30 protein-coding genes are annotated in these 21,794 nt (G+C 59.8%); 26 read left to right on the top strand and 4 right to left on the bottom strand.

Going from position 1 to position 21,794, the window contains the following annotated elements; translation table 11 throughout:
• Positions 1-172: 172 nt before the first annotated feature.
• The 26 genes from VQ065_RS31810 (at position 173) to VQ065_RS31685 (ending at position 20,051) form a co-directional block, all read left to right on the top strand.
• A complete protein-coding gene (locus VQ065_RS31810; RefSeq protein ID WP_033949811.1) occupies positions 173-529 on the top strand; it encodes a plasmid mobilization protein in 357 nt (118 codons plus the stop codon).
• A gap of 980 nt (positions 530-1,509) precedes the next feature.
• Positions 1,510-1,869, top strand: a complete 360-nt coding sequence (locus VQ065_RS31805) for a hypothetical protein (protein ID WP_235195429.1) — start codon at positions 1,510-1,512, stop codon at positions 1,867-1,869.
• A 407-nt stretch (positions 1,870-2,276) separates the two neighbouring features.
• Complete coding sequence (locus VQ065_RS31800; RefSeq protein ID WP_164550119.1) at positions 2,277-4,307, top strand: LPD7 domain-containing protein; 2,031 nt, start codon at positions 2,277-2,279, stop codon at positions 4,305-4,307.
• 85 nt (positions 4,308-4,392) lie between these two features.
• Entirely contained in the window at positions 4,393-5,037 is a 645-nt protein-coding gene (locus VQ065_RS31795) for an AAA family ATPase (protein WP_033946165.1), read from the top strand.
• Complete coding sequence (locus VQ065_RS31790; protein ID WP_206437408.1) at positions 5,030-5,359, top strand: hypothetical protein; 330 nt, start codon at positions 5,030-5,032, stop codon at positions 5,357-5,359. The genes VQ065_RS31795 and VQ065_RS31790 overlap by 8 nt, the downstream gene beginning before the upstream one ends.
• A gap of 261 nt (positions 5,360-5,620) precedes the next feature.
• Positions 5,621-6,769: a replication protein RepA gene (locus tag VQ065_RS31785; protein ID WP_075116722.1), complete on the top strand. Its 1,149-nt coding sequence runs from the start codon at positions 5,621-5,623 to the stop codon at positions 6,767-6,769.
• A gap of 2,188 nt (positions 6,770-8,957) precedes the next feature.
• Positions 8,958-10,472 (top strand): cell division protein ZapB, encoded by a 1,515-nt coding sequence (locus VQ065_RS31780; RefSeq protein ID WP_126071764.1) that lies wholly within the window; start codon positions 8,958-8,960, stop codon positions 10,470-10,472.
• Between the two features lie 515 nt (positions 10,473-10,987).
• The gene (locus tag VQ065_RS31775; RefSeq protein ID WP_033981015.1) at positions 10,988-11,401 is read left to right on the top strand and encodes a hypothetical protein; all 414 of its coding nucleotides are present in this window, start codon (positions 10,988-10,990) and stop codon (positions 11,399-11,401) included.
• 356 nt (positions 11,402-11,757) lie between these two features.
• Entirely contained in the window at positions 11,758-12,144 is a 387-nt protein-coding gene (locus tag VQ065_RS31770; RefSeq protein WP_033949800.1) for a hypothetical protein, read from the top strand.
• A gap of 21 nt (positions 12,145-12,165) precedes the next feature.
• Positions 12,166-12,393 (top strand): hypothetical protein, encoded by a 228-nt coding sequence (locus VQ065_RS31765; RefSeq protein ID WP_033949799.1) that lies wholly within the window; start codon positions 12,166-12,168, stop codon positions 12,391-12,393.
• Positions 12,394-12,506: 113 nt separating this feature from the next.
• Positions 12,507-12,797 (top strand): TrfB-related DNA-binding protein, encoded by a 291-nt coding sequence (locus VQ065_RS31760; RefSeq protein ID WP_033949796.1) that lies wholly within the window; start codon positions 12,507-12,509, stop codon positions 12,795-12,797.
• 290 nt (positions 12,798-13,087) lie between these two features.
• Positions 13,088-13,345, top strand: a complete 258-nt coding sequence (locus VQ065_RS31755) for a PapB/FocB family fimbrial expression transcriptional regulator (RefSeq protein ID WP_071577160.1) — start codon at positions 13,088-13,090, stop codon at positions 13,343-13,345.
• A gap of 76 nt (positions 13,346-13,421) precedes the next feature.
• Entirely contained in the window at positions 13,422-13,643 is a 222-nt protein-coding gene (locus tag VQ065_RS31750) for a hypothetical protein (protein WP_058130760.1), read from the top strand.
• Positions 13,644-13,719: 76 nt separating this feature from the next.
• Positions 13,720-13,905 carry a hypothetical protein gene (locus VQ065_RS31745; RefSeq protein WP_073655361.1) on the top strand — a complete coding sequence of 62 codons (186 nt, stop codon included), beginning with the start codon at positions 13,720-13,722 and terminating at the stop codon, positions 13,903-13,905.
• Positions 13,906-13,920: 15 nt separating this feature from the next.
• Positions 13,921-14,403, top strand: a complete 483-nt coding sequence (locus tag VQ065_RS31740) for a hypothetical protein (RefSeq protein WP_042165505.1) — start codon at positions 13,921-13,923, stop codon at positions 14,401-14,403.
• Positions 14,404-14,781: 378 nt separating this feature from the next.
• Positions 14,782-14,970, top strand: a complete 189-nt coding sequence (locus VQ065_RS31735) for a hypothetical protein (protein WP_033949781.1) — start codon at positions 14,782-14,784, stop codon at positions 14,968-14,970.
• Between the two features lie 28 nt (positions 14,971-14,998).
• Positions 14,999-15,193 carry a hypothetical protein gene (locus tag VQ065_RS31730; RefSeq protein ID WP_033949778.1) on the top strand — a complete coding sequence of 65 codons (195 nt, stop codon included), beginning with the start codon at positions 14,999-15,001 and terminating at the stop codon, positions 15,191-15,193.
• Positions 15,194-15,359: 166 nt separating this feature from the next.
• On the top strand, positions 15,360-16,415 hold the full coding sequence (locus VQ065_RS31725) for a DNA-binding protein (RefSeq protein WP_164550118.1): 1,056 nt from the start codon (positions 15,360-15,362) through the stop codon (positions 16,413-16,415).
• A 14-nt stretch (positions 16,416-16,429) separates the two neighbouring features.
• A complete protein-coding gene (locus VQ065_RS31720; RefSeq protein WP_074198637.1) occupies positions 16,430-16,882 on the top strand; it encodes a hypothetical protein in 453 nt (150 codons plus the stop codon).
• A gap of 56 nt (positions 16,883-16,938) precedes the next feature.
• Positions 16,939-17,169 carry a hypothetical protein gene (locus VQ065_RS31715; protein WP_164550117.1) on the top strand — a complete coding sequence of 77 codons (231 nt, stop codon included), beginning with the start codon at positions 16,939-16,941 and terminating at the stop codon, positions 17,167-17,169.
• On the top strand, positions 17,166-17,468 hold the full coding sequence (locus tag VQ065_RS31710; protein ID WP_164550116.1) for a hypothetical protein: 303 nt from the start codon (positions 17,166-17,168) through the stop codon (positions 17,466-17,468). The genes VQ065_RS31715 and VQ065_RS31710 overlap by 4 nt, the downstream gene beginning before the upstream one ends.
• A gap of 290 nt (positions 17,469-17,758) precedes the next feature.
• Entirely contained in the window at positions 17,759-18,001 is a 243-nt protein-coding gene (locus VQ065_RS31705; protein ID WP_003142927.1) for a hypothetical protein, read from the top strand.
• Between the two features lie 32 nt (positions 18,002-18,033).
• On the top strand, positions 18,034-18,567 hold the full coding sequence (locus tag VQ065_RS31700; protein ID WP_033949763.1) for a hypothetical protein: 534 nt from the start codon (positions 18,034-18,036) through the stop codon (positions 18,565-18,567).
• A gap of 169 nt (positions 18,568-18,736) precedes the next feature.
• Complete coding sequence (locus VQ065_RS31695) at positions 18,737-19,009, top strand: CopG family ribbon-helix-helix protein (RefSeq protein WP_033946091.1); 273 nt, start codon at positions 18,737-18,739, stop codon at positions 19,007-19,009.
• Positions 18,997-19,290, top strand: coding sequence for a type II toxin-antitoxin system RelE/ParE family toxin (locus VQ065_RS31690; RefSeq protein ID WP_033946089.1), 294 nt, complete (start codon positions 18,997-18,999; stop codon positions 19,288-19,290). Before VQ065_RS31695 ends, VQ065_RS31690 begins: the two co-directional genes overlap by 13 nt.
• A 464-nt stretch (positions 19,291-19,754) precedes the next feature.
• Complete coding sequence (locus tag VQ065_RS31685) at positions 19,755-20,051, top strand: HigA family addiction module antitoxin (RefSeq protein WP_340080529.1); 297 nt, start codon at positions 19,755-19,757, stop codon at positions 20,049-20,051.
• Between the two features lie 57 nt (positions 20,052-20,108).
• Here the strand turns inward: VQ065_RS31685 and VQ065_RS31680 are convergent, their stop codons facing one another.
• Genes VQ065_RS31680 through VQ065_RS31665 form a run of 4 tightly spaced genes read right to left on the bottom strand, consistent with a single transcriptional unit; the run spans position 20,109 to position 21,706 of the window.
• Positions 20,109-20,510 carry a hypothetical protein gene (locus VQ065_RS31680; RefSeq protein WP_340080528.1) on the bottom strand — a complete coding sequence of 134 codons (402 nt, stop codon included), beginning with the start codon at positions 20,508-20,510 and terminating at the stop codon, positions 20,109-20,111.
• Positions 20,511-20,520: 10 nt separating this feature from the next.
• Complete coding sequence (locus VQ065_RS31675; protein ID WP_340080527.1) at positions 20,521-20,883, bottom strand: histone-like nucleoid-structuring protein, MvaT/MvaU family; 363 nt, start codon at positions 20,881-20,883, stop codon at positions 20,521-20,523.
• Complete coding sequence (locus VQ065_RS31670; RefSeq protein ID WP_340080526.1) at positions 20,876-21,268, bottom strand: hypothetical protein; 393 nt, start codon at positions 21,266-21,268, stop codon at positions 20,876-20,878. The genes VQ065_RS31675 and VQ065_RS31670 overlap by 8 nt, the downstream gene beginning before the upstream one ends.
• 27 nt (positions 21,269-21,295) lie before the next feature.
• A complete protein-coding gene (locus VQ065_RS31665; protein ID WP_340080525.1) occupies positions 21,296-21,706 on the bottom strand; it encodes a hypothetical protein in 411 nt (136 codons plus the stop codon).
• Between the last annotated feature and the right edge of the window lie 88 nt (positions 21,707-21,794).

The raw sequence follows: 21,794 nt of genomic DNA, 5'->3' as shown, positions 1-21,794 counted from the left end.
CTAGTGGCGAATATCGCCAGGAAAAACAGAGGCACGTGACCGATTGTTTACAGGGGCAAGCCCCTTCCAACAATCGACGTGCCAAAGGGGACACCCCTTTGAAACCCCGCGCAGCGTAACGCTGCGAAGCAAGCGGCCAGTCGGTCGAGTCAGTCATCGTCGGAGTCATCACATGTCGGACAAGAAGGCGGCCCGTAGCCAGGTCGTGGCTTTTCGCGTGCCGGACGAAAAGTTCGCCCCTTATGAACAGAAGCTCAAGGAACTGGGCATCAGTAAGTCCGATTTCTTTAGGAAGCTGCTCTTAGAGAGGCTGGATCAAGTCACTATCGTTGCTCCATCCAAGGACAATGCTAAGTTACTCTTTCTGTACAACAAGGCGAGCAACAACCTTAACCAATTAGCACATCGGGTTCACCTGGCCTACAAGTCTGAAATTGTCTCCGAAAGATTATACCTCAAACTCATGAATTCCCTTGCGGCAATTCATGCCCTACTTTTATCGGGGGTGGACGATGCTGATTCGGGTTAGCGGTTATAACAACGGAGTCAAGGAGTATTTAGAGGAAGGGAATAAGGCCGGGCGCGATTATTCGCGCGAAGAACTGGATGAGCGCGTAATTCTTAGTGGAGACCTGGATTTAACCCAGCGGATATACCAGTCCATTGAAGATGAAGGGCAAGAGCGCTATGTGACTTTCACCCTGTCTTTTGCGGAGGACGACATTCCGCGGGAAACACTACAGGCGATAACTGAAGAGTTTGAATCGTTCTTAATGGTTGCGTACAGAAAGGAGGAATACAACTTTTACGCCGAGGCTCATCTGCCTAGGCTAAAGGAAATAAAGAACAAGGCGACGGGCGAAATGGAAGTTCGGAAGCCTCATATTCACGTCGTCATTCCACGGCGTAATTTACTTTCTGACAGGGAAATGAACCCAAGAGGAATGTACGATTCTCATGTTGCTTATTTCGAGGCCTTTCAAGAATACATAAACCAGAAGTATCAACTTACCTCCCCGCGGGATCGCATACGCATTGATCCAACGGATGCTTCGAGTATCTTGTCCAGGTACAAAGGAGACGACTTTCGCGGCAAAAACAGAGATTTCAAAGAAAAACTGGTTGCACTGATCGTTGAGCGGGATGTGCGCACTCGCGAGCAGTTCCATAACCTGGTGGCTGAGTTCGGGGAAACTCGCGTGCGCAATGAAGGAAAGGAGAATGAATACCTTGCTGTAAAGCTACCCGGTGACGCTAAGTTCACCAATCTGAAGGACACTATTTTTCACGACAGCTTCATCGTCCATCGTGAACTGAAGAAGCCGCCGTTGGAGAGACATGTAATTAACGAGCGCCTGCGAGCCTGGCCGGAGCGAGCCAAAGAAATCAAGTACGTAAGCAAGGCCACCCCTTCATTTAGAAAACTTTACAACCAAGCATCACCTGCGCAACGTCACGACCTACTGGCGCAGCGTGAATCACAGTTCTATTTAAAACATGGAGAACAGTATGGCTTACATACTTCCGAACGAGCGGGAAGTCATCAGCGAAGTCCTGTTGAAGCTGGAAGAGAAAGCACTTCCAGATCTGCCGCTGGCCTGCAAGACCTGTCCGGCCGCGATGTGGCAGATCACAGGGAGGGATACGGCGAAGGTGACCGCTCGCTGCTACTGCCGCACGATGCATACGTTCACCTGGGACAGCAAGAACCAGGAGGAGATCCTGGACTGCGACATGCTGTACGCCACGGAAGAGCAGGAGGAAGGACTGGAGGACGAGGAGGATCGCAGCGACGATCTGCCCCCGTTCCTTCGCGGACTGAGGGAAAAGCCCCAGGGCGAGATCGAACGTCTGCAGGACGAGGACTGACGTTCCCCTTTCCTCCTCCCGTTTCCACCGGCGGGCCAGAGCGTGACACGTCGATGCTCGCGTTGCAGCAGCGCTCGGCCGAACTCTCCTCTGGCGCGGGGGCCGGTTCTACCGTTACGGCGAGTTCTGCTCGCCGGCGACCACCTGGTGGACGGCCCAGCCGACCCGGCCGACCCAGCCGAGACAGAAAGAACTTCGAGTGGAAGCCCGGTCCTGGCCTGGCTTTGAGGTTCCCCTCCCCTCCCCCCTACGTCAATCCGCTGCGCAGCGCCTCAATCAAGGCGCTGGAGCAGCGCGCGAGCCGCTTGTTCGGAAGTGCGGGCGTGGAATCGGCCCCGTTACCTATGGCAGTCCGGCGAGCTGGAGGCAAACAAACCTGGAGGGCTCAAGGGAAGGCGGCGTCGACTGTGGCGGGGTACTTCCTACGCTGCCACGAAGAGAACCAGATCGGACCTGCGCAGCGCCGGGCGCTGTGGCGGGTCGACCAGCAGTTTCATGAAACCCGCCGCGCCCTTTTTGCCGACGAACGTTTCAGCCGCCAGGAGAAACAGCAGCTCCTGGCGGTGTTGGCGTTCGAGCGTATGAAGGCGCGTCAGCGGATCGAGGAGCCGACGTTGGCTCAACCACCAGAAGAGGACCGCAGTATGGGTAGTAAAGAGATTCGCGCGTTGCTGAGCGCGAACGACGACGCGCCGGAGAACTCCATCAGCGGGGGGCGTAGTTCAGCCCCGGCAAGAGAGCGCATGCAGCGCCTGATGGAGCGGATGAAGCAAGATGTGAGCACCGAGAAACAGCGCGAGCGAGCGAGGGAGCTTAGCGCTGCCGACCTCTACACCAAGCGGGCGAGGTTCAGCCAGAACGTGCATTACCTCGACAAGCAGTCCGACAAGACGTTGTTCGTCGACACCGGCAAGGCGATCACGTTGAGGCGCGAAGCGATGAGCGAATCCGCGGTGAAAGTCGCCCTGGAGCTGGCCAAGGAACGCTTCGGCAGCACCTTGACGATCAAGGGTAGCGAAGAGTTCAAGCGCCTGGTCGTCGAGACGGTTGCGAAGAACGGGTTGGACGTGCACTTCGCCGACAAGGGTATGAACCAGCTGCTGTCTGAACGCCGCGCCGAGATCGAGGCCGAACGGGAGGGGGCGACTATCACCGCTGCGGACTTGGACCAGCCGGAGCCTGTCGGGCCGGAGCAGACTTCAGCCTCGGCCGAAGCTGAAGTGGACGACCCCAGCGTGATCAAGGGTGTACTGCTGGACCATGGGGACGCCCCCTACAAGCACGATCCGAAGCAGAACATGAGCTACTACGTGCGGCTGATGACGGCGGCCGGCGAGAAGATGTACTGGGGCGTCGGCCTGAAGGACGCGATGGAGGCACAAGACTTCAGGCTGGGCCAGGCGATTCGCCTGAAGGACATGGGCACTGTCCCGGTGTTGGTGCGTACCCGGGACGAGCGCACGGGGCTGGAGCTGGAGCGCGAGGTGCAGCGGCGAGGATGGGCGGCGGAGCCGGTGGCGCGTTCGGCGCCAGAGGTGGCCGCAGAGGCGGGACAGGTCGAGCGGGAGCCCGGGAAGGTGGTCACGCCGGAAGCCGCACATGCCGTGGATGCTGGGGAAGGCTCTGCGATCCTGGCGCGCGAGGCGCGCTGGGAGCGAAACAGTGGGCTATCGATGGCCGAGGTGGGCACGGCTCCGGCGATGCTGGGCATGCGCGCAGAGGAGCATGCAGTGCAGGTGCTCTTTGGCGAGGATGGAAGCGAGGCCGGCCGCGAGCGGGTGGCATCCTTGATGGAGCATGAGGCTTACCGGGCAACCTTCCAACAGGTGGTACGTGACCGTACCGAGCGCCTGAACCCGGTGTTGCGCGAAGAGCTGCTGGTCTCGCCTGGCTACGCACTGGCCCGGTCGCTCATAGAGCAGGCGGAGCAGCGCTATGGTGCAGTCCCGGACGCTGTGCAGGAAGCACAGAAGGCTCAGCTGGAGGACCAAGAGCGGCAGCGCCAGGAAACCGACTGGATCGATGTGGATGCTGCGATCGCAGCGATCGAAGCCCAGGACCGAGCGTTCGAAGCACAGATGGCCAGCGAAGCGCCCTCCCCTACGCCTGTTACCCGTGACGAAGAGCGGCAATCAGCGCTCACGCCGAAGGAACGCGCAGCAGAGCAGCAGGCGAGCCCGGAGGTTCTACCGGACCTGCAGGCGAAGCACGACAAGAACATCGCCAGGCGCGCGACCGAGCGCGAGTTCAAGCAGTGGTCCAAGGAGCAGTTGGCCGCTGACCCAGAACGTTTCGAGCAGTTGTCTTCGAAGGAGAAACGGGCGGAGTTCAGAGAGTGGAAGGAAGGAGAGGCCGAGCGCGATCAGGATCTGTCCGCAAGTGCTCCTGCCGAGGTGGAGGTGCTGGAGATCGAGGAGACTGGCCCCGAGCCTGACTGACGCAAGCTTGCTCCAGAGGTGTTGACACAAGGTTGGTAATTCATAATTATGAATTACCAACCTTACACGCTTACATGGAGGCGTCATGATCGTCATTGTCGGTGGCAACAAAGGCGGATCGGGGAAGACTACGACCGTTCTGAATCTTGCTGTAGCTCTCGCCCGCCGGGAAGGCAAAGAGGTTTGCTTGGTCGATGCGGATCCTCAGCGCTCAAGTGCAAAGTGGCATGCTGAGCGTGAGGAGTCGCAGATTCTGCCGATGATCACTCTGGTAGAGAAGCGCGAGAACATCGCAAGCACGCTCAAGACTTTGGACGCAAAGTTCGATTATGTGTTGGTTGACGTAGCGGGCCGTAACTCGATTGAACTTATCTCAGGTGCAACCGTTGCGGACGTCATCATCGCTCCCCATCAGTGCAGCCAGCTGGACCTCGACACCATGGAGGAACTCCAGGAGCAGTTTGAGCGGGTACGAGTGCTGAACCCTGAGCTTCGTGTGCTTGCTTACCACAGCATGGCGAGCACCAATCCAGCCGTCAAAGAGACGGAGCGAAAGGAATTTCTAAACTACCTGCAGGAGTTCCCATCGATCGAGAGTCTTGAGGCTGTCGGCTTCTATAGGAAGGCGTACCGGGATGCGATTTCGAATGGTCAGTCAGTACTGGAGGGCGACAACGCTCAGGCAGCTGCTGAGATCGCACAACTCGCCAAGGAGGTGTTCGGTGGCTAAACCGCGTAGCCAAACTGCCGCTGCTAAGAAAGCCGGAGCTGAGCAGCCGGTGATTGCAGACAGTAGGAACACCAAACCTGCTAAGCAGACCCCTGCCCCCGCCGAAATCGAGGCTCTGACGCGAGAGCTGGCGGGGCGTCCATATGGCTCGAAGCAGCCCGCTAAGCAGAAGGCGAAGCCTGTCACCATCAGCTTGCCACCTTCAATGATCGAGCAACTGGAGGATGCTGCGCTTAGGAATAAGCGGGAGAACGGAGGCCTCAAGACTGTGTCTGCTATCGTGCGCGACGCTCTTGAGGCCAAAGGGTATATCGTTTCGTAATTCACTATTACCAACTGCCAATTCATAACTATGAGTTGGCAGTTGGTTTGTCTGAATGGGCCGCAATGACCCATTTTTAATGGCTATAAGCTCTTTTGGGGATCCCGCAGAATTCGGAAAAAAGTCGTACGCTAAGCCTTAAAACCGGCGCCGGCAAACCTTTGCGTCCACGCTTTCGCGGCCGGAGTTAAATGTCAATATAAGCAAGTTTCAACCAGAGCCCCCTTACGTGGGGACAAGTACAGCGAGGGAGGGCCATAAATGACAGATCAGACCGCAGAGCAGGGGCAGTTAGACCTCAACGCACAGCGCCGCGAAGTCATCAGCGACTACACCCGCGCCCGGACGCCGGCATGGGTTAAAGAGGTGATCGAGGCCAACCTTGCCATCGAAGCCGAGGACGCAAAGAGTGCAGGCGCTCTGGGCTTCATGACCCGCGCCCTGGTCATTGCGACCATGCCCTACAAAGACCCGAAAACGGACGTTTTCACGCGCAAGAACGGCGATATTTCGCTGCGCATCATCGCAGGCTATTCGGGCGGTATCCCCTACGGCGTTTATCCGCGGCTGCTGATGGCATGGATAACGACCGAGGCCGTTCGCACGCGCTCGCGCGTGGTCGAGCTGGGCGACTCGCTATCTTACTTCCTGCGCGAGGTGCTGGAGGTTCAGCGCGGCGGTGGCCAGCGCGGCAGCAGCACGCGCGTAGCCGAGCAGATGAAAAGGCTGTTCGGCTCAATGGTCAACGTCTCGTCCTCGGCCGAGAGCACGGGCCGCCGCTTCAAGCTGAAAAACGTCACCATCGCCGACGACGCGGAGTTCGATTCAAGCGACTTCGATTTCGAGCGGCCACGGCCTAATGCCCTCAGCCTTGTCGGGGCAGATGGCCAGCCGCTGCGCGATCCGGCCATGCCTCTGGACCTCGGCGACACTGCGCTGCAGCTCCCGCCCGATCCGCCTGCCGGCGAGAGCGAGACCATGCTATGGACGCCGCAGGCCACGGACACGGCCGGCGCCTGGCGCAGCTATGTGAAGCTGACGCAGAACTTCTACGACGAGTGCATTGACCGGCCCGTACCCATCGACATGCGCGCATACAGAGCGCTGCGCCGGGCACCCCTGGCGATGGATATCTACACCTGGCTCACGTACCGGATGTTCTACGTGAACAAGAAGACGCGGCCGATCCCGTGGGAAGCCCTGATGGGCCAGTTCGGCAGCAACTATTCCAGCCCGCGCGCGGTGTTGGACTTCAAGAAAGGATTCCTGAAAGCCCTCAAGCTGGTACTGGTGACGTACCCCAATGCGCGCATCGAGGTCACGGACAAGGGGCTTGTCCTGCTGCCCTCCCCCACCCACGTATCTCGCCAGTATTTCGCCCAGGGCGAACTGACCTTCGGGGGCCAGTGATGGAGCATCAGGAAACGTCGCTGCGCGTGGCCTACGCGATGCACTCCTGCTCGCCAATCCTTGACGGACTCGCGTACCTGCAGCGCGTTGCGCAGCTCATACGCTTGGAGGGCTCCCCTCACGTCCAGGCGCTGCGATAGAATCGCACGCCTACCCCTTTCGGTCGGTGGCGGGCTGGAGTCCTCCCCGGATTCGCCCAGGCGTTCCCCCCCCTCCTACTGTCCTTCTGTGACGCCGCGCTCGCCGACCATCCTACTCGCCGCCCGTGATGAACAACTCTCACGGGCGGTTTCGTTTCCGCCACCACCGATCCCATATGTTGTGTCCGATCGTTGGCAGATCCACGCAAGATGTTGTGTTTGCCGCTGGTGGAGTCAAGGCCGCCATCCAAGGCCGCAGCCGCGCCTGGAGGCGCCGCAGGCGCTGGAGGGCGTGGACCGGGTGCCGGTGGCGAGCGGAGCGCGCTTGGACGCCGCCAGAGGCCTTCCAGACCCTACTGTGCAGAGGACAGGGGGAAGCTCTGCCCCCCTGCCCTCTGCCCCCCGGCGAGGGGTTGTACTGCAGTTGGCCATCTAGGGGAGGCCGCAGAAAACGGAAAAAATCGTACGCTAAGGTTTTCCGGGCATTCGTAGCGGCCGAAACTTTCATCTACGGCGCTGCCGGCGCCGAGCTGTTGCTGCCGGCGCGGCCGGTGGCCACGTCCTGGGCGACCGCCTGCAGCAGCTCGCACGGCCGCCACGGCGGCCCGCTGCGCGGTGGACAACTTAGTGGAGAACGAAAGTTATCCGTGATGAACAACTCCCAAGAAAAATCCCTTTATTTACAATGGCTTGCGAGCTTTTCCACAGAGGAGGGTGAGAACAACTCCCACGGCCCCGGAGAACAACTCTCAGAACCCGTGAGAACAACTCCCACATGCACAGCTTTTCCACAGCCCTCAAACCCGCGCCGCACGGGCTTTTCAGCCCGAAAACAGCGGTTCCACCCTATAGCTTTACCCGTAGTTAGAAGAACCTTATAAAGAGAAGAGCCCTGATAGATTATGCCCATGATTCCGTGGATAAGCTCAACCTCCGCGCGCGTCGAACCTCAGCGCCTACCCTCCGCCATCCCTGGCTTCGCCCCGCCTTCGGCGGCCTTCGACGTGCATCCATGCACGTCTTAATAATGCTGGCCGCCACGGCGGCCTCTCTCTACCTTGCGTGCAAGCCGCACCATCAGCGATCTGCCTGACACATCGCAAGAAAAGCAACAGCAAAAGCAAAGCAACAGCCCAAAATGCCCCTACGGGAGGCTTTCTACCTTGGCGCTGCCTGTCAGATCGGTGCAACAGTCCGTCTAAGCGGCCCGGCCGACAAGTCGGCCGCCCTCTTCGGCGCTTCGCGCCTCGACCCCTACGGGGCGCTAAGTCCACGGATAAATCGCGCCGAGGCGCTTTGCACCTCACCGCTCAACCGGGCGCGTGTGCGCGCTGGACTGGCAGCCTCAGCGCAGACAGAACACCCCAAAAGCGAGTTTTCAGACAAGGGGCGGGGCGATGCGCTCAGAATATGGCCGTCTCGCCGCCTGATAGGCCCCTGAAGCGATTTTCTCATCCTGGGCGACGGCTCGCCCCTCCCCGGCCCGCGTTCGCGCGTTATGCGCGCTCTGGCGAGGCCGAATTTTCAGCGACACCAGCCGCGCCCGCGGCCTCGGCCAGCGTGATGAAGAACTCCCATGCAATCAGTCGTCGGTGCCGGCTCGGCGCGTGATGAACAGCTCCCACGAATGACCAGCTCGGCATGGCCATGTCGAGTGACTGGTACTGCTGCCCCTGGCCAGTTGGCCGTGATGAAGAACTCTCAGAAGAGTGCGTCAGATTACGCTGCCCTGGCGCCGCGTGTGATGAAGAACTCCCATCGACCTGGCTGCCGTAGTGCTGGAAAACGGCCGCCGCGTGATGAACAACTCTCACAAGCGGCCCGTCATCAAGGTGGCACGTCGCTGGCCAGCGCGTGATGAAGAACTCCCAACTGTACACGTGGCCACTTTCTGGCGGGCGAGCCGGCGACGCTCTGAGCCAGCGGCTTGTCGGGGTGGCGATACCCTTTCATGATGAACTAGTAATTATGAATTCATATTTATTGACTTCGATTGCGCTCGCGCATAACATTATTATGAATTCATAATTACTAATTGTGAGGTGCGTATGAACAAGCCCCGCAAGAAGAAAGGCCAGCACCTGGAGCGGGAAGACGACCCCGAATTCCTGGCCCTAGTGGCCAGCCTGCCGGATGATGCCGAGGCCATGCATGCGCGAGCTGGCGTGGTGCGAGCCATCTACAACGATGCGGTTGTCGCCGCGGAAGACTCTGCGCGACGGCGTGCCGCCCTTGAGCATGACGCGATTGTGTTCAAGCTCAACGGTTGCACTTTCTTCGGGTGTCGTGGCGACGACTCCAGGCCGGGTCGGGTGCTCGATGCGATGTTCGCCGCCGAGCCTGGCCAGATTCCCCATTGGGGGCAGGGAGGCGAATTCTTGGTCGAGGTCGATGGCGTGCGGGTGCTTGTCGAATACGACTGCGAGGGGCTGCGCTCGGCGCCCGGTTTCGATGCTACGGCGGTTGACTTCGACAAGCCGTTTATCAGTTCTACCGGCTACCGTGGCGTCTACATGACTGTCGGTGATCACCTGGGACGCAGCCTTGAGCAAGCAGTGCGCGCCGAGATTTCCGCTCAGATTGAGGCCGAAGGCTTGCAGCCGATCACGAAAGAAGACTTGCGCTGGATCAAGAAGCGCCCGCAGTGGCTGGCCGAAGCGCTGGACGGCGTGACGCGTGACGGCCAACTGGTGATGTTCGGTGACTCACCCGCCCCGAGAAAGCCGCTGAGCGGCGCCGAACGGCAGAAACGCCGCCGCGAAAAACTCAAGAAGTTGCGCGAACTGGAAGGGCTCAAGCCGTATAACTTGGATCTCGTCGAGCGGCGTCACCTGCTGGAGGCGTGCGATTTCTGGTTTGCCTTCCGTGGTTGTGCCCTGGATCTATCCGAGGCGCCGAAGGTGGCGGCGTTGTATGAGCGTCTTTTCGCTGATCTACCTGAGTTTGACGCGGCTGCAATAGGGCGTAGCCAGGATGCGAAGGTGCTGAGAGATCAGTGGCAAGAAGAACTGCGCCGGCGGCTTGCCGACTTCAAGGAACAGTATGCCTTGGCCCAGCATTTCCGCGCCGAAGCCGAGCGTTTGCGTGACGGCGCAGAGTCACCTGCCCCGCTGGTGCTGGCTGACCTGCATTACCTTTGGCAGGCGGTCGACGCCTTGGAGACTTTGCGCATTGATCAGGGGATGCTTGATAACGTCGAAATTCGCGAGCGCCTGGGGCGGGTGTTCGGCTCCACGCCCTGGTTCGCCCGGGACGGTCTTGCCCAGCTGGGTCATAGCCCCGACGTATACGTTGCACTGGACTACCAGAAGAAGGAGGCTGCCCGCGCTTTTGACACGGCAGCGCAACTGCGCCGCCAGTTGGATGAGCTAAAAGCGCAGCGGGCGAAGTTGGCAGAGCGGCTTCGCGGACTGGAGCGCGAGAACGCCCAGGTTGTCGCTGAACGTGGTAAGGCGTTCCGGGCGGTTGAAGTATTACAAGCCCGGTTGAAGCTTCATGGGATCGACGGTGACTATCATGAATCCGATGAGGACCGTCGGAGGGTCACAGGAATTGCCGATTAGCGTTAAGATTTCATATTTACGAATTCATAATTCGTAAATATGAAATCTTAACGTCTTGCTGCGTCACGTAATGCCCTCTTACAACAGCCGCTGACGTTCGGCTGCCATAACGCCCTTCAGTAGGTGAAGGGCGCAAAGTTCGCCGCCCACGGTCTCGCGCCATGACTGGTGGATACTGCTATACAGGCCATCTATCTCTGCGATGACGTGGCGGTATCTGGCGACTTCGAGAGTCAGCCGGCGCACGTCGGGGGCAGGGTGGGCTTCCCATATCTGCCGCAGCTCAGCAAGCGTGATGGGCTTGAACGGTGGTAGGGAGGAGGACATGGCATTACCTTTATATGTGCGTATATACAGTATTTTGGCACTGCCACACCTACTCGAATAGGGCAATTCGTCACTTCGGGGACAGATGTTTGCCGAAGACGTGTGTTGCTATCCTTCATCGCGATTGATGGCGCCCAGGATCCCAAGGGGTTCAAAGGATTACGGATTCACGCCGTGTTGGAGGGAACATGAAGAGACTCACGCTCGATGATGTGATTTGCCCTGTCTGTTGCGTGTTGCTGCCCTTGGACAACGACGGTTGCCCTGAATGTGGTCATCAGGATCAGCTGCAGGGTCGAATCCCCCCGATTCGTGCCTATTCCGATCGATTGCACTACCCAGGCATGAGGGCGCTCATCGGCCGCCTGCAGGAGCAGGCTGAGGCCGCCTCCCAGGAGGTGACAGAGGAGGTGCTCAGGCGGGAATGCGTCGACCTGGTGAAGGCTGGGAATGTAGTAGCTGCCGTGCGCCGCTATCGTCACGCCACCGGTTGCGGCTTGCCTCATGCCAGGCGACAACTCGGCCTCACCTGGCCCTCGCTGCTGGACGTTGATCCTGCGGATCCTGACTTCCTTGTCGACCGTCCAGGGGTGATTAAGTAGGCCAATTCGTCACTTCAGGGACCGCACTTGGATATCCGCGGGTGCTGAAGACCTGGTGCTGCGGATTCGTCCGGCGCGGCCGGTGAGCAGCTGGTGGAGCACGCCGACCTCGATCACATCCTGCAGGTGGCCATCGGCGCTGAGGACCTGGCACCTTCGGTCCCCGAAGTGACGAATCGGACTTTTTTAATGAACCCTGAATAAATAAATAGTTTATAAAGGGTTGATTTTCTCCGGTGCTAATCGCACACTTCTCTTGCACTTGGCGCCCGGCTCGGCCGGGCCCTTCAACCCCCTCGGAAACAGCGGCTGCAACCGCTCCGAAGGGCTCTGCGATGCGAACGGAGATATGTCCCATGAGTGAGTCCAACCTTGTGCTGAGCTGTCGTCACCTGTCGACCCTGCTGCGCTATGTCTACCCTAGCGATCGACTTACCTGTGCGCTCGAACTTCAGCAGATCCAGCAGGATGGCCAACTCCTGCGCGAAGAAAACATCCGCTCTGTGCGGTTCCGCTCCAGGGGCCTGGACTATGACGAAGGGCACTGCATCCCATTCGTCTTCGACGGCCAGGCCGAGTCGGTTTCTGCGCTGGAACTGCTGAAGCTTGCCGATACGTACCATCGGAATTCATGTGATGCACCGGGCTACTACAAGTCGCGGGCCTACGAACTGCTGTCCCGGATCCGCGAGGCGGCTATCGAGGATCTACCTGGTTTCAAGGAAGCCCCAGGTTGGGTGTAGAGCGGGGCAGGGAAGGAGGTGATGAGCTGGGTTGAGCAAGCGGCACCGATTGTCCACGAGGTCATTCGACGTGTTGGTCGATCAGACCTGAAGGCGTTGCGCCGGGAGTTCAGGAAAGCCTATCCGTTCGGTCCTCGGACGAATGCTCCTTACAAGGCCTGGCTGTCGGAGATTCGCCGGCAGCTGGGTCACCCCCTGAACCTGCCAAAGTGTGACCCGGAGGATCCGCAGATGGAGTTTGAGTTTTGACCGTGACGTGCCCGATAAAGGCGAGGCCCACAAACGCTGCAACGCTTGTGGGCCCCTGTTTTGCTCTGCGAACTGAGCGACGTCAGTATAACAGCCGTGGAGCGAATGGAACGATGCCAGAACGTTACACCCTGGAGCACTGGGAGAAGTGCCTGCCGGCGATGAAACGCCTACACCCCGACACCCTGGCGATCGCCCGGAGCGTGTACGTGGATGGCGTGAAGCCGGTCGAAGTCGCGCGGCAAACTGGACGCAGCGCGCAGAACGTCAACTCAGCGCTGAAGCGTGTAGAACCGTACTTGCAGAAAGGCGCCGCAGGCCTTGTTTTCGTGGGTGTCTGGTTACCGCCAGAGCTGGCTGAACAAGTCAAGCAAATGGCAGCACAGTATGAGCAAAACGACTGATCCCGAGGAGGTTTTCCCCCATGGATGATTCATCTTCCAAACCCCTGCGCAGCTCTTCATAGAACGATGAACGTAGGATTCTACAGCGATCGTGGCCAGCTGCTGGACGAGTCCAGGATCTCATGCAGCCGTGCGGAGTATCACCTTGAGGACCTGGCCCGCGAGGCTCAGGACTTGGCGAATGAGTGCCGTTGCTCAGTTGTGGCGTGGATCCGCAACGAAGACGGCGAACCGATGTACCGCCTCGGTATCGAGGCGGATCCACGAACAGATACAGGACACGTAGCCCCATGAAACCTGGAACCGCCAAAGACTCCTTTCTAACCCCAGGAGAAGTCGACCCGCGGCATTTTGAACTGCTCTTGGAAGGCACTTCTATCCGAGCGCAGCCGTTGATCGATGCGCTTCGCGAACACCTGGTCAATGGCGTAAAGGCCAGTGAGGCCTGGACGAAGTATGGAGTGAACATGAGCCAGTTCTCGCGGCGCCTAGCGGTGCTGCGAAAAGAAAGTCAGCGTGCAGCCGAGTTAAGTAAATTTTACCTTTAATGGTAAATTTAGGTTGTTAAATTTTACCTTAAAAGGTAAAATACCCTCATTGAAACAAACCAATGAGGAGTTGCACATGGCCGCTTATACCGTCACCTGGACCATTGATGTTGAAGTCGATGGGGATCATAAGGACGCTGCGCAGTTCGTTGCCGACAGCTATTTCCAGGAGCACATTGCCGCAGGAGAGCAGGACAGCGCTTGCAGCTTTGTCGTCGTAGCCGAAACGGATCAGCACCAGGTCGATATCGACCTCGCCGATAGTCTTTCGGACCTTGACGGTGATGACACCGAGTGACCCTCTCGCCCAGCTTACGCTGGGCGAACTGTCCTGCGGTACGGGGCAAGCAACGGAACAATATTAGGAAAATAGGATGAACAAAGAATCGAAGCCTGTGGCGGCTGAAGCAGAGACACCGCCTCGCAAACACCCTTTCCAACAGATGCTGCCAGAACTGGCGGTCTGGTGCCTCCTCGCCTTCGGCGTCGTGGGCAGCCTGCTGCTTTGGATGCACATCATATGGGTGCACATCATTCCTCGCGCTGTAGGAGCGAACTGAAAGGAATCCGCACCGATGGCCAAGAAAGAAGAAGGCGGCGCCGAGTTCGTCGCGCGCGATTATGTGTATACAGGCCGCCGCCTGCTGAAGAGCGGCAAAATGGGTGCCGAAGTGATTGTGGTCGTCAACGGCGCCCTGGGCGAACGCATGCTGTTTGAATACCGTGCCCTGAAGGGCAAAGCGGTTGGCGGTATCTACCGGGGCGCGAGCTTTTCAGATGAACAGGTGCGCAAGCTGGGCGAAGCCACCTACCAAGGCCAATGGTCGGACGATCTGGCCCGTATCGACTGGCGTTCACGCGACGAAGCCGCCGAAGCCGAGCAGCGTACCGACAAGCTGGAGGCCGACGCCAAGCGCTTCCACGAAATCGAAGAGCTGCTGTTGCCGTTGCGCAAGCTGTACGCCAGCTATTCGCAGCGCCATGACTACGGCGGAAAGGAAGCACTAGAAGCCGCCGTGTTGCGTGCCTTGCGCCGTCGGCCGGCAAAGACCGCGTGACCGTCACGAATCGAAAGGAACCCGCCCTGCCACTCCGAGGGGCACCCACCGAACAGCCGGCACTGCCGGCGGGAGCCATGTGATGACTACTCCTTCAGCCGTGACGGGCGCCGGTCTTCGACTGACTGAGCGTGTTGACCAGGCGCTCCAACAGTATCGTTTGGGGCTGATCACCGCTCAGGAGCGACAAGCTCAGATCGATAAGGCGTTCGCCATCTATCGCGCCGGCGTGAACGCGACGACGCCCAGGGCGAGCCGCCGGCGCCGACGTAACCGCCCGTGTGTTTCCTCGCATAACGGATAGAGGTAGAAGGGAACCCGCCCCGCGTTCGAGGGGCACCCACCCAAGCGCCGGCGTTGCCGGCAGGATCTGACCCGATGGAACGAGAACTGAGCTTCAATGAGTGGCTGGACGAGGGCGAGCGGCGCGAGGCGCTGCGCGACATTTACCACGAGGACCAGATAGGCCCTGGAAGTGATTTCACCGAATGGGCCAGGATCATCTACCGGATTCGTAAGGAGCCCGCCGAGCGAACCAAGTGCCCGCGCCGCTGGCCGTATGTGTGACCGTCACGCCCTGAAAGGAACTCACCCCATGACGCTGATAGACCCCCGCAAGCTGCCACCGCTCACTGCCGATTGGTACGGCATGGGTCGGGAGGCATTCATTGCTGGCCTGGCTCTGGATATGTGTCCGCGCAGCGAAGGAGAGGCTGCCTCGCGGTCCTGGGTTGAGGGCTGGCATGCGGCCGAGGGGGACAACCTCAACCTGGGCGAAGAAGGGCCGTGACGCATCACGGCGGCGCCTACCAAACCGAAGAAACCGGCTGATGGCCGGTTTTTTTGTGCCTGTTAACGGGCTGGGGCGGGGATCCCGTTCGTCGGGCGGTAGTATCATAATAATAATAATTAAATTATTATTCTTATTATTGAAAATACCTCGACCAGGGGGATATATGACGGAACAACTCAGCAACGAAGCGGAAATACGGGCGCGTATCTTCAAAGAGGCTGACCGTCTCTATGACGAGCTGGGCCGTGAGCGCTTCCCGCCGGTGCCGGATGTGCGCCGGGCGGCGCGGGCGGACATGAACACGGTTACGCGGGTCATGAAGGAATGGCGGCAGTTGCAGACCGCGAAGCCCGAGCTTGTGCAGGTTGAGTTGCCCCCGGCCTTGCATCAGGCCGCCTTGGGCTTGGGCGCGGCCCTCTGGACCGAGGCGCTGGAGCTGGCCAATGCCAATCTGCGCAAAGCCGAGGCAGACTGGGCGCAAGAGCGCGAGGATATGGAGAGCACCCGGGTCGAGCTTTCCCAGTTGTACGAGGAACAGCAGGGCGAGCTGGAGCGGCTTCAGCAGGAGAAGGAAGGTGTCCAGCGCCGCTTGGAGGAACAGGACGCCCTGCTGGCCGAACTGCGGCATGAGCTGGGACATGAAACCACGCGGGCGGACACGGCCGAGGCCCGTACCGAGGAAATCACCCAGCGGGTGGAGGACCTGAAGGGCGAGCTTCAGCGGGCCCGGGACGAGGCAACCGACTTGCGTAATGAGCTGTCGGCGGCACGTCAGAGTCACCAGGCCGAACTGGAGCAGGTGAAGGCGGTGGCGGCCGAAGCGATCGACCGCGCGAAGGCGGAGTTGGCCGAGGCGAAGGGGAGGACAGACGCCCAACTGGAAGGGATTGCGGCTCGCGCCGAGGATCTCCAGCAGCGCCTGGATGCGGCACAGAAAGAGGTGTTCCGGCTTCAGGCTGCCGACGAACTGGCTCAGGAGCAGCGCAAGCGCGCCGCAGCCGAAGCGAACACCCAGGCGCAGCGTTTTACCAAGGTGCAGGCCGAGCGGGACGAGGCTCGGAAGCAGGCTCAAGACGCTGGGCTTCGAGCAGCACGCGTCGAGGGTGAGCTTGAAAGTCTGCGGGAAAGCAACGCCCAACTGCTGGCCCATGTTGGGGCGTCCACGGCGAAGTCGCCGGCAAAAGGCAGGAGCAAGTCCAACAAGCCGGAAGGCCAGTAGAGGAGTCAGCGACTATGCATCGTTACCACATCCATTTCATGTCCATTAACGAGGACTCTGACAAGGCCAATCGCCACACACGCCAAGTCGAGACGTTGGATCCTATCGAGTACGACACCGATATTGAGGCGGTCCAGCTATGGGCAGCAGAAGAAGTCGGCGCGAAGGTTGCTGTTCTTCTGTCCTGGCAAGAGCTGAAAGGCGCTGAGCGGCCTGATGGCAGAAAAGCCGTGCCGGTTAGTCAGTCGAAGCGACCCCAAGCTGCGAAGTGCTACAGCCAGAGGCTCAGTGCTGAGCAAAATGCGGCCTTGGAGCAGTTCCAGGCGCTGACTGGTTCCCCGCCGATGCTGCTGGAAGCCTTCGAGGCGGGGGAGATCACGGCGGAGGAACTGTGGCGTCAGCATGTGGCTTGGGTGGAGTCGGTCTGTGCTGACGTGAGCAACATTCGCTTCCCTGCTGACGGCTGATCGGCCTGGACCGCCCGCAGTGCTACACCCAACGAACGAAAGGAACCCGCCCCACCATGAACAAGGCCCGCCGCAAGCAGCTCGCCGAGATTGCCGAGCAGGTGCAGGAGCTGCGCGACCGCATCGAGCAGTTGCAAGAGGAAGAACAGGACGGCTTCGACAACCTGCCGGAAAGCCTGCAACAGGGCGAGAAGGGTCAGGCGATGGAGCAGGCCGTCGAGCAGCTGGGCGAGGCGCTGGACGCCCTGGACGCGGCCGTGCAGGCGCTGGAAGAAGCCCAGGCGTGACCGTCACACTGACCAACAAGGAACCCGCCCCTATGAGTGCCGAGACGACCACTCAACAGCAGCGCGACGAGCTGCTGCACCTGCTGGAAAGTTCGTTCCGCGCGCTGGCCAAGGCCGACGACGTACGCACCTACCGTTTCGACATTGGCTATGCCCAGGGCATGCTCGATGCGATGGACATTCTGCGCGTTGCCGACACGGGGCTATTCAGCGCTGACGAAATGGCCGAGCTGTACGAGCGCAAGCGGGTGATTGGCAACGAAACGGTAAAGCGGATCGAGGGTGACATTTCTAATTAGCCGTAACAGGCGAACTTCTCATAACGGGCAGATTGTTAAATCACCCCCCTCGCCCAGCCAGGCCCTGGTCGCCAGATGCTCAACCCCCGGCGACCACGCCCCCTTACACTGGCCTACCAGAACCCCCTACACTGGCGGCCGCGCGAACCTACCCCCGTTCACCCCCTGGAGTTCCCCATGACCAACCTCGAGGATTCCCCCCACGACGGCCAGCGCCTCGATGCGATCCGCCGCGCCCGTCACGCCCTCGGCCTGGCCGCCGGCGTCACGCCGAAGGAGGTACGTCGCTGATGCGCGAGTCGATCACCGAAGACGCCCTGCAGGCGCTGATCGCCGCCGGCGGCGCCCGCGACACCCTGGTCACCCGCGGCCCGGGCGGGGAGGGCTGGCAGCTGCTGGTGCGCTATGCCGGCGGTGGCCACCACTACCCGTTACGCTCACGCCGCGAACCGCTGCGCGTGTTCGCCTCGCTCACGCAGCTGGAGCGCTACGCCACCAAGATCGGCCTGCGCGAATTCCGCGTCGAGCTGTAGTCCTACCCCGCAACCCAAGGAGATCGCCCCCAATGGACGGCTACGAACACCCCACCCGCAACGCCACTCCGCACCAGGTCTACCGCCTGTCTTGGCTGGCCTACGTCGGCCCGGTCCTGCTGTTCCTGGTCCTGTGCGCCGGCGCGCTGGCCCTCGGCTGGTGGACGCTGCACAAGGCGCCGAGCGAACAGGCCTACCAGCTCGGCCTGGCGGCCAGTGCCGGCGTCCTGCTCATCGCCCTGGCACTGTTCGTCTACAAGCTCCTCTACCTGCGCAGCGTCCACCTCTACACCGACGACGTGGGCGTCTGGCTCTACCAGGGCATCCTGCCCTGGCGCCGCGGCTACCGCGGGGTGAAGTGGCGCGACATCGAGGACGCGATGTACTTCACCGGCTTCATCAGCTGGGCCCTGCGCTCCTACACCGTGCGCATCGGCCACCGCTTCACCAAGACCAGCGAGATCCTGGTCAGCCACCTGGCCCGGGGCAACAAGGCGGTCGAGCACATCAACCAGCTGCACCAGGCCCTGCTGCGCGCCGAGCCGGCGGTCGACGAGCGGACGTGACGGTCACGCCGGCGAGCCACGCAAGCAAAAGCCCCGCATGAGCGGGGCTTTTTGTTCAGGTCAGGCACAAGCGCAACACCGCAGCGGCAGATTTCAACCGACTGTTTACCGGACAGGTCGAGAAGGTCTAAATTATCACTTGGTATTACTAAGTGATAGGAGAGCAGCAATGGCAACCTCGCTCAAGATCGACGATGCCCTGAAAAGCCGCGTCCAACACCTCGCCAGTCAGCGCCGCCGCTCGCCACACTGGATCATGCTCGAAGCCATTCAGCAGTATGTTGAGCGCGAGGAAGCCCGTGAGAGCTTCAAGCAGGAAGCCTTGGCATCCTGGGCGGCCTATCAGGAAACCGGACGGCACCTGACCGGTCAGGAAGTGCGTACTTGGTTGAATACCTGGGGCACTGAAGACGAAAAGGCGGTGCCTGAGTGCCACAAGTAATCGTCACCGAAGGTGCGGCGGAAGGCTTGGAGCGATGCCGGCGGTTCCTGGCCGCCAAGGCACCGGAAGCCACCAGGCGGGCCGGACAGGCCATCGAGAGACAACTACTGCTGCTGGAAACGGCCCCGGACGTTGGCCGACCGTTCCCTGAAATGCCTGAGCTGCGTGAGCTGGTGATTGCCTTCGGAGATTCCGGCTATGTGGCGCTGTACCGCCACGAACCGGCTGCCGATGCGGTCTATGTTTTGGCGTTCCGGCACCAGAAGGAGGTGGGCTACTGATGAGCAGGAGCGAATTCCGGCAACTGGCTGCGAAGATTGGCCAGCACATGCAACAGAGTTAAAGGATGCCCATGAAGAACTTGTTTGTTTTGGCCCTGGCTACGCTCGCTCTTGTCGCTGGCTGCAATGCATCGGAAGAGAACGCTACAGCTACCGCTTCGCAGGCCACAGTCAGTCCAGCCAGCGCGCAGAATTGCACAACCACTGGGCCTGACTCGCCGATCGTGGTTGGCGAAAACAGCGTCGTGGTCATTGACGGAAAGACCTACTCCGCGGGACAGAACGCCGATTGCATGCCGGGATCCGGCGATCTCTCGACGCATGGTGCGAACAGTCCAATCGTCACCGGTAGTGGCGCGAAGGTAATCATCAGAACGGACAGATAGGCGGGGAAGGGCCGCAACCGCTTCGTTGCGAGGATGTTGAGCTGGTCGACTACCAGGACTACCACTGAGGGGCTACTTATGGGTATGCACAACCCGCCGCATCCTGCGGAAACCCTGCGCGAGGACGTGCTCCCCGAGCTGGATATCACTATCACGGACTTCGCCAAGGCCCTGGGCTATTCGCGGGTCCAACTGTCGAAGGTGCTCAATGGGCACGCCTCGATCACGTCGGACCTGGCCGTGCGCCTTGAGCGTGCCGGCATCGGCCGGGCCCGCCACTGGTTGGCCATGCAGGCGGCCTATGAGCTATGGCATGCAGAGCAGCGCGCTCAGCCGAAGGTGCCGCGTCTGTACGATGCCCATATCGTGGCGTGACCGTCACGCCGGCATAAAAAAGCCCCGCTTCGGCGGGGCATTTTTATGGTAGGCCGATCAGTACCGGCGACCGAGTACCAAGTAGTAGCCAACTCCAAGAATCACTGCCAGGACCAGCAACTCAGAATACCACTCTGCCCACCAGTACAACTCTACACTGTTCTGGTCCATATTTATCGCGGTCAAGCCTACGTACAACGGTTTCTTCACACCGAGCTGTTCGAGCGCTGGCCAGAACCCGATCCAGACGATTGCGAGGTTCAACGGAACGACAGCCATGGCCGCGATGCCCTGCCACCAAGCGAAAAGAAACACGGCTAGTGCTACAGCAACCCCGCAGACGAAATAGAGTCCTGCTGTAAAGTCAACGCCAATCGCGGTCTTGACCTTCCAGCCTAGGAAACTGATGAATAACCCCACACCCAAGACCAAAACAACTGGCCAGTCTCTGTCATTCATGACAACTCCTCTACTCCTGAAGCCAAGAATTGACTGTTTGCGCGCCGTGCTGTTCCTTCCAGGATTTCAGCACCCGGTGATTGCCGCCCTTGGTTTCCACCACCTCGCCGGTTTCCGGGTTGCGGTAGACCTTCACCGCCCGCGGCCGACGGATTGAGGAGGCCGGGCCGGCAGGCCGGTTCGCGACGGCGCTGGGATCAAGTATTTCGATGATGTTGCGCAGGCTCATGCCGTACTTCTTCATGAGCTTTTCCAGTTCATTGCGGAACTCCAGCTCCTTTTTCAGGCTGCTGTCGGCCTTGAGCTTCTCCAGCAGCTGCATTTGTTCCTGAAGTTTGCGTTCCGCTTCCCGGAAGGCAGCGAGTTTAGACATCATGGTTCTCCTTTGCACCCTGTATATGCTTCATAACAAGCGCCTGATTAAGCAAGCGTTTGTGTGATTGTTTAACAATGGGGTGAAGGAGTCCAGTCAAAATTTCGGCCAGCCGGTTAGCCTGCCCCTCATCCAGTTTCTTAACGGTTCCCGTAGTTGAACTAGCGCAGCGAATATTCTTTTCGGCAACACCAAGGCCAATGAGAACCCCGTTGATAAAGCCACCGAGATATTCGCTCCTATCGAAGAGAACCCTAGATTCTGGAGCGCTCTGATAGTCCCAATCGACAGTAAAGTAGCGACCTTCCTTCAGCACTTCGACTATCGGAAGAGCAGGATTTTGCTGTAGTTGTTCGAGTTCGTATGATTCAAGCTGATGCGGCATGTAGCCTGCTCCTGAACTGAAATTCAGTCATCCCATGAATGCCAAGACCTGGATTATTTCCTGCGGAGCCCTGCCGGTCATCACTAGGAATTTCCGCCACACCCCGTAAGGGATAGTTCTCGCACCGCTTTTATACTCCCGGATACGTCGGTCACTGGTCAGGCCAAGCAGCGCCGCCAACTTGGCATCGGTATTGTAATCAGAAAAGTGTGCCTGGAAGTGTCGGAAGTAGGCGCAGATAACATCCGGGTGCGGGGCTTCCCAGCCTTCATGCTCGCGCAACAGGTGCGCCCGGCTGTAGGCCTGTTCGTCGACCTCAGACTGCGACGGGAGGCGCGGAGCGTCGAGGTTGGCCCTCAGTTGTTTGATTCCATCCTGCGTGGCCTGCTCGAAGATGGCGCGCTGCTGCTCAGATATGCTCGGTAACTCGATTCTCATGCTTTGCTCCGCTAGTTGAGAGTAGGGGGCCTTTCGGCCCCCGTCTCACCGTGGTGACAGCTCGATCTGGCGAACGTCTGAAACACGG

This window comes from Pseudomonas sp. KBN10P06128, assembly GCF_037574945.1.
In the GTDB taxonomy this organism is placed as follows: Bacteria; Pseudomonadota; Gammaproteobacteria; order Pseudomonadales; family Pseudomonadaceae; genus Pseudomonas; species Pseudomonas aeruginosa.
Note: the sequence above shows the minus strand (reverse complement) of the source record. Positions and strands in the feature narration are given on the sequence as shown.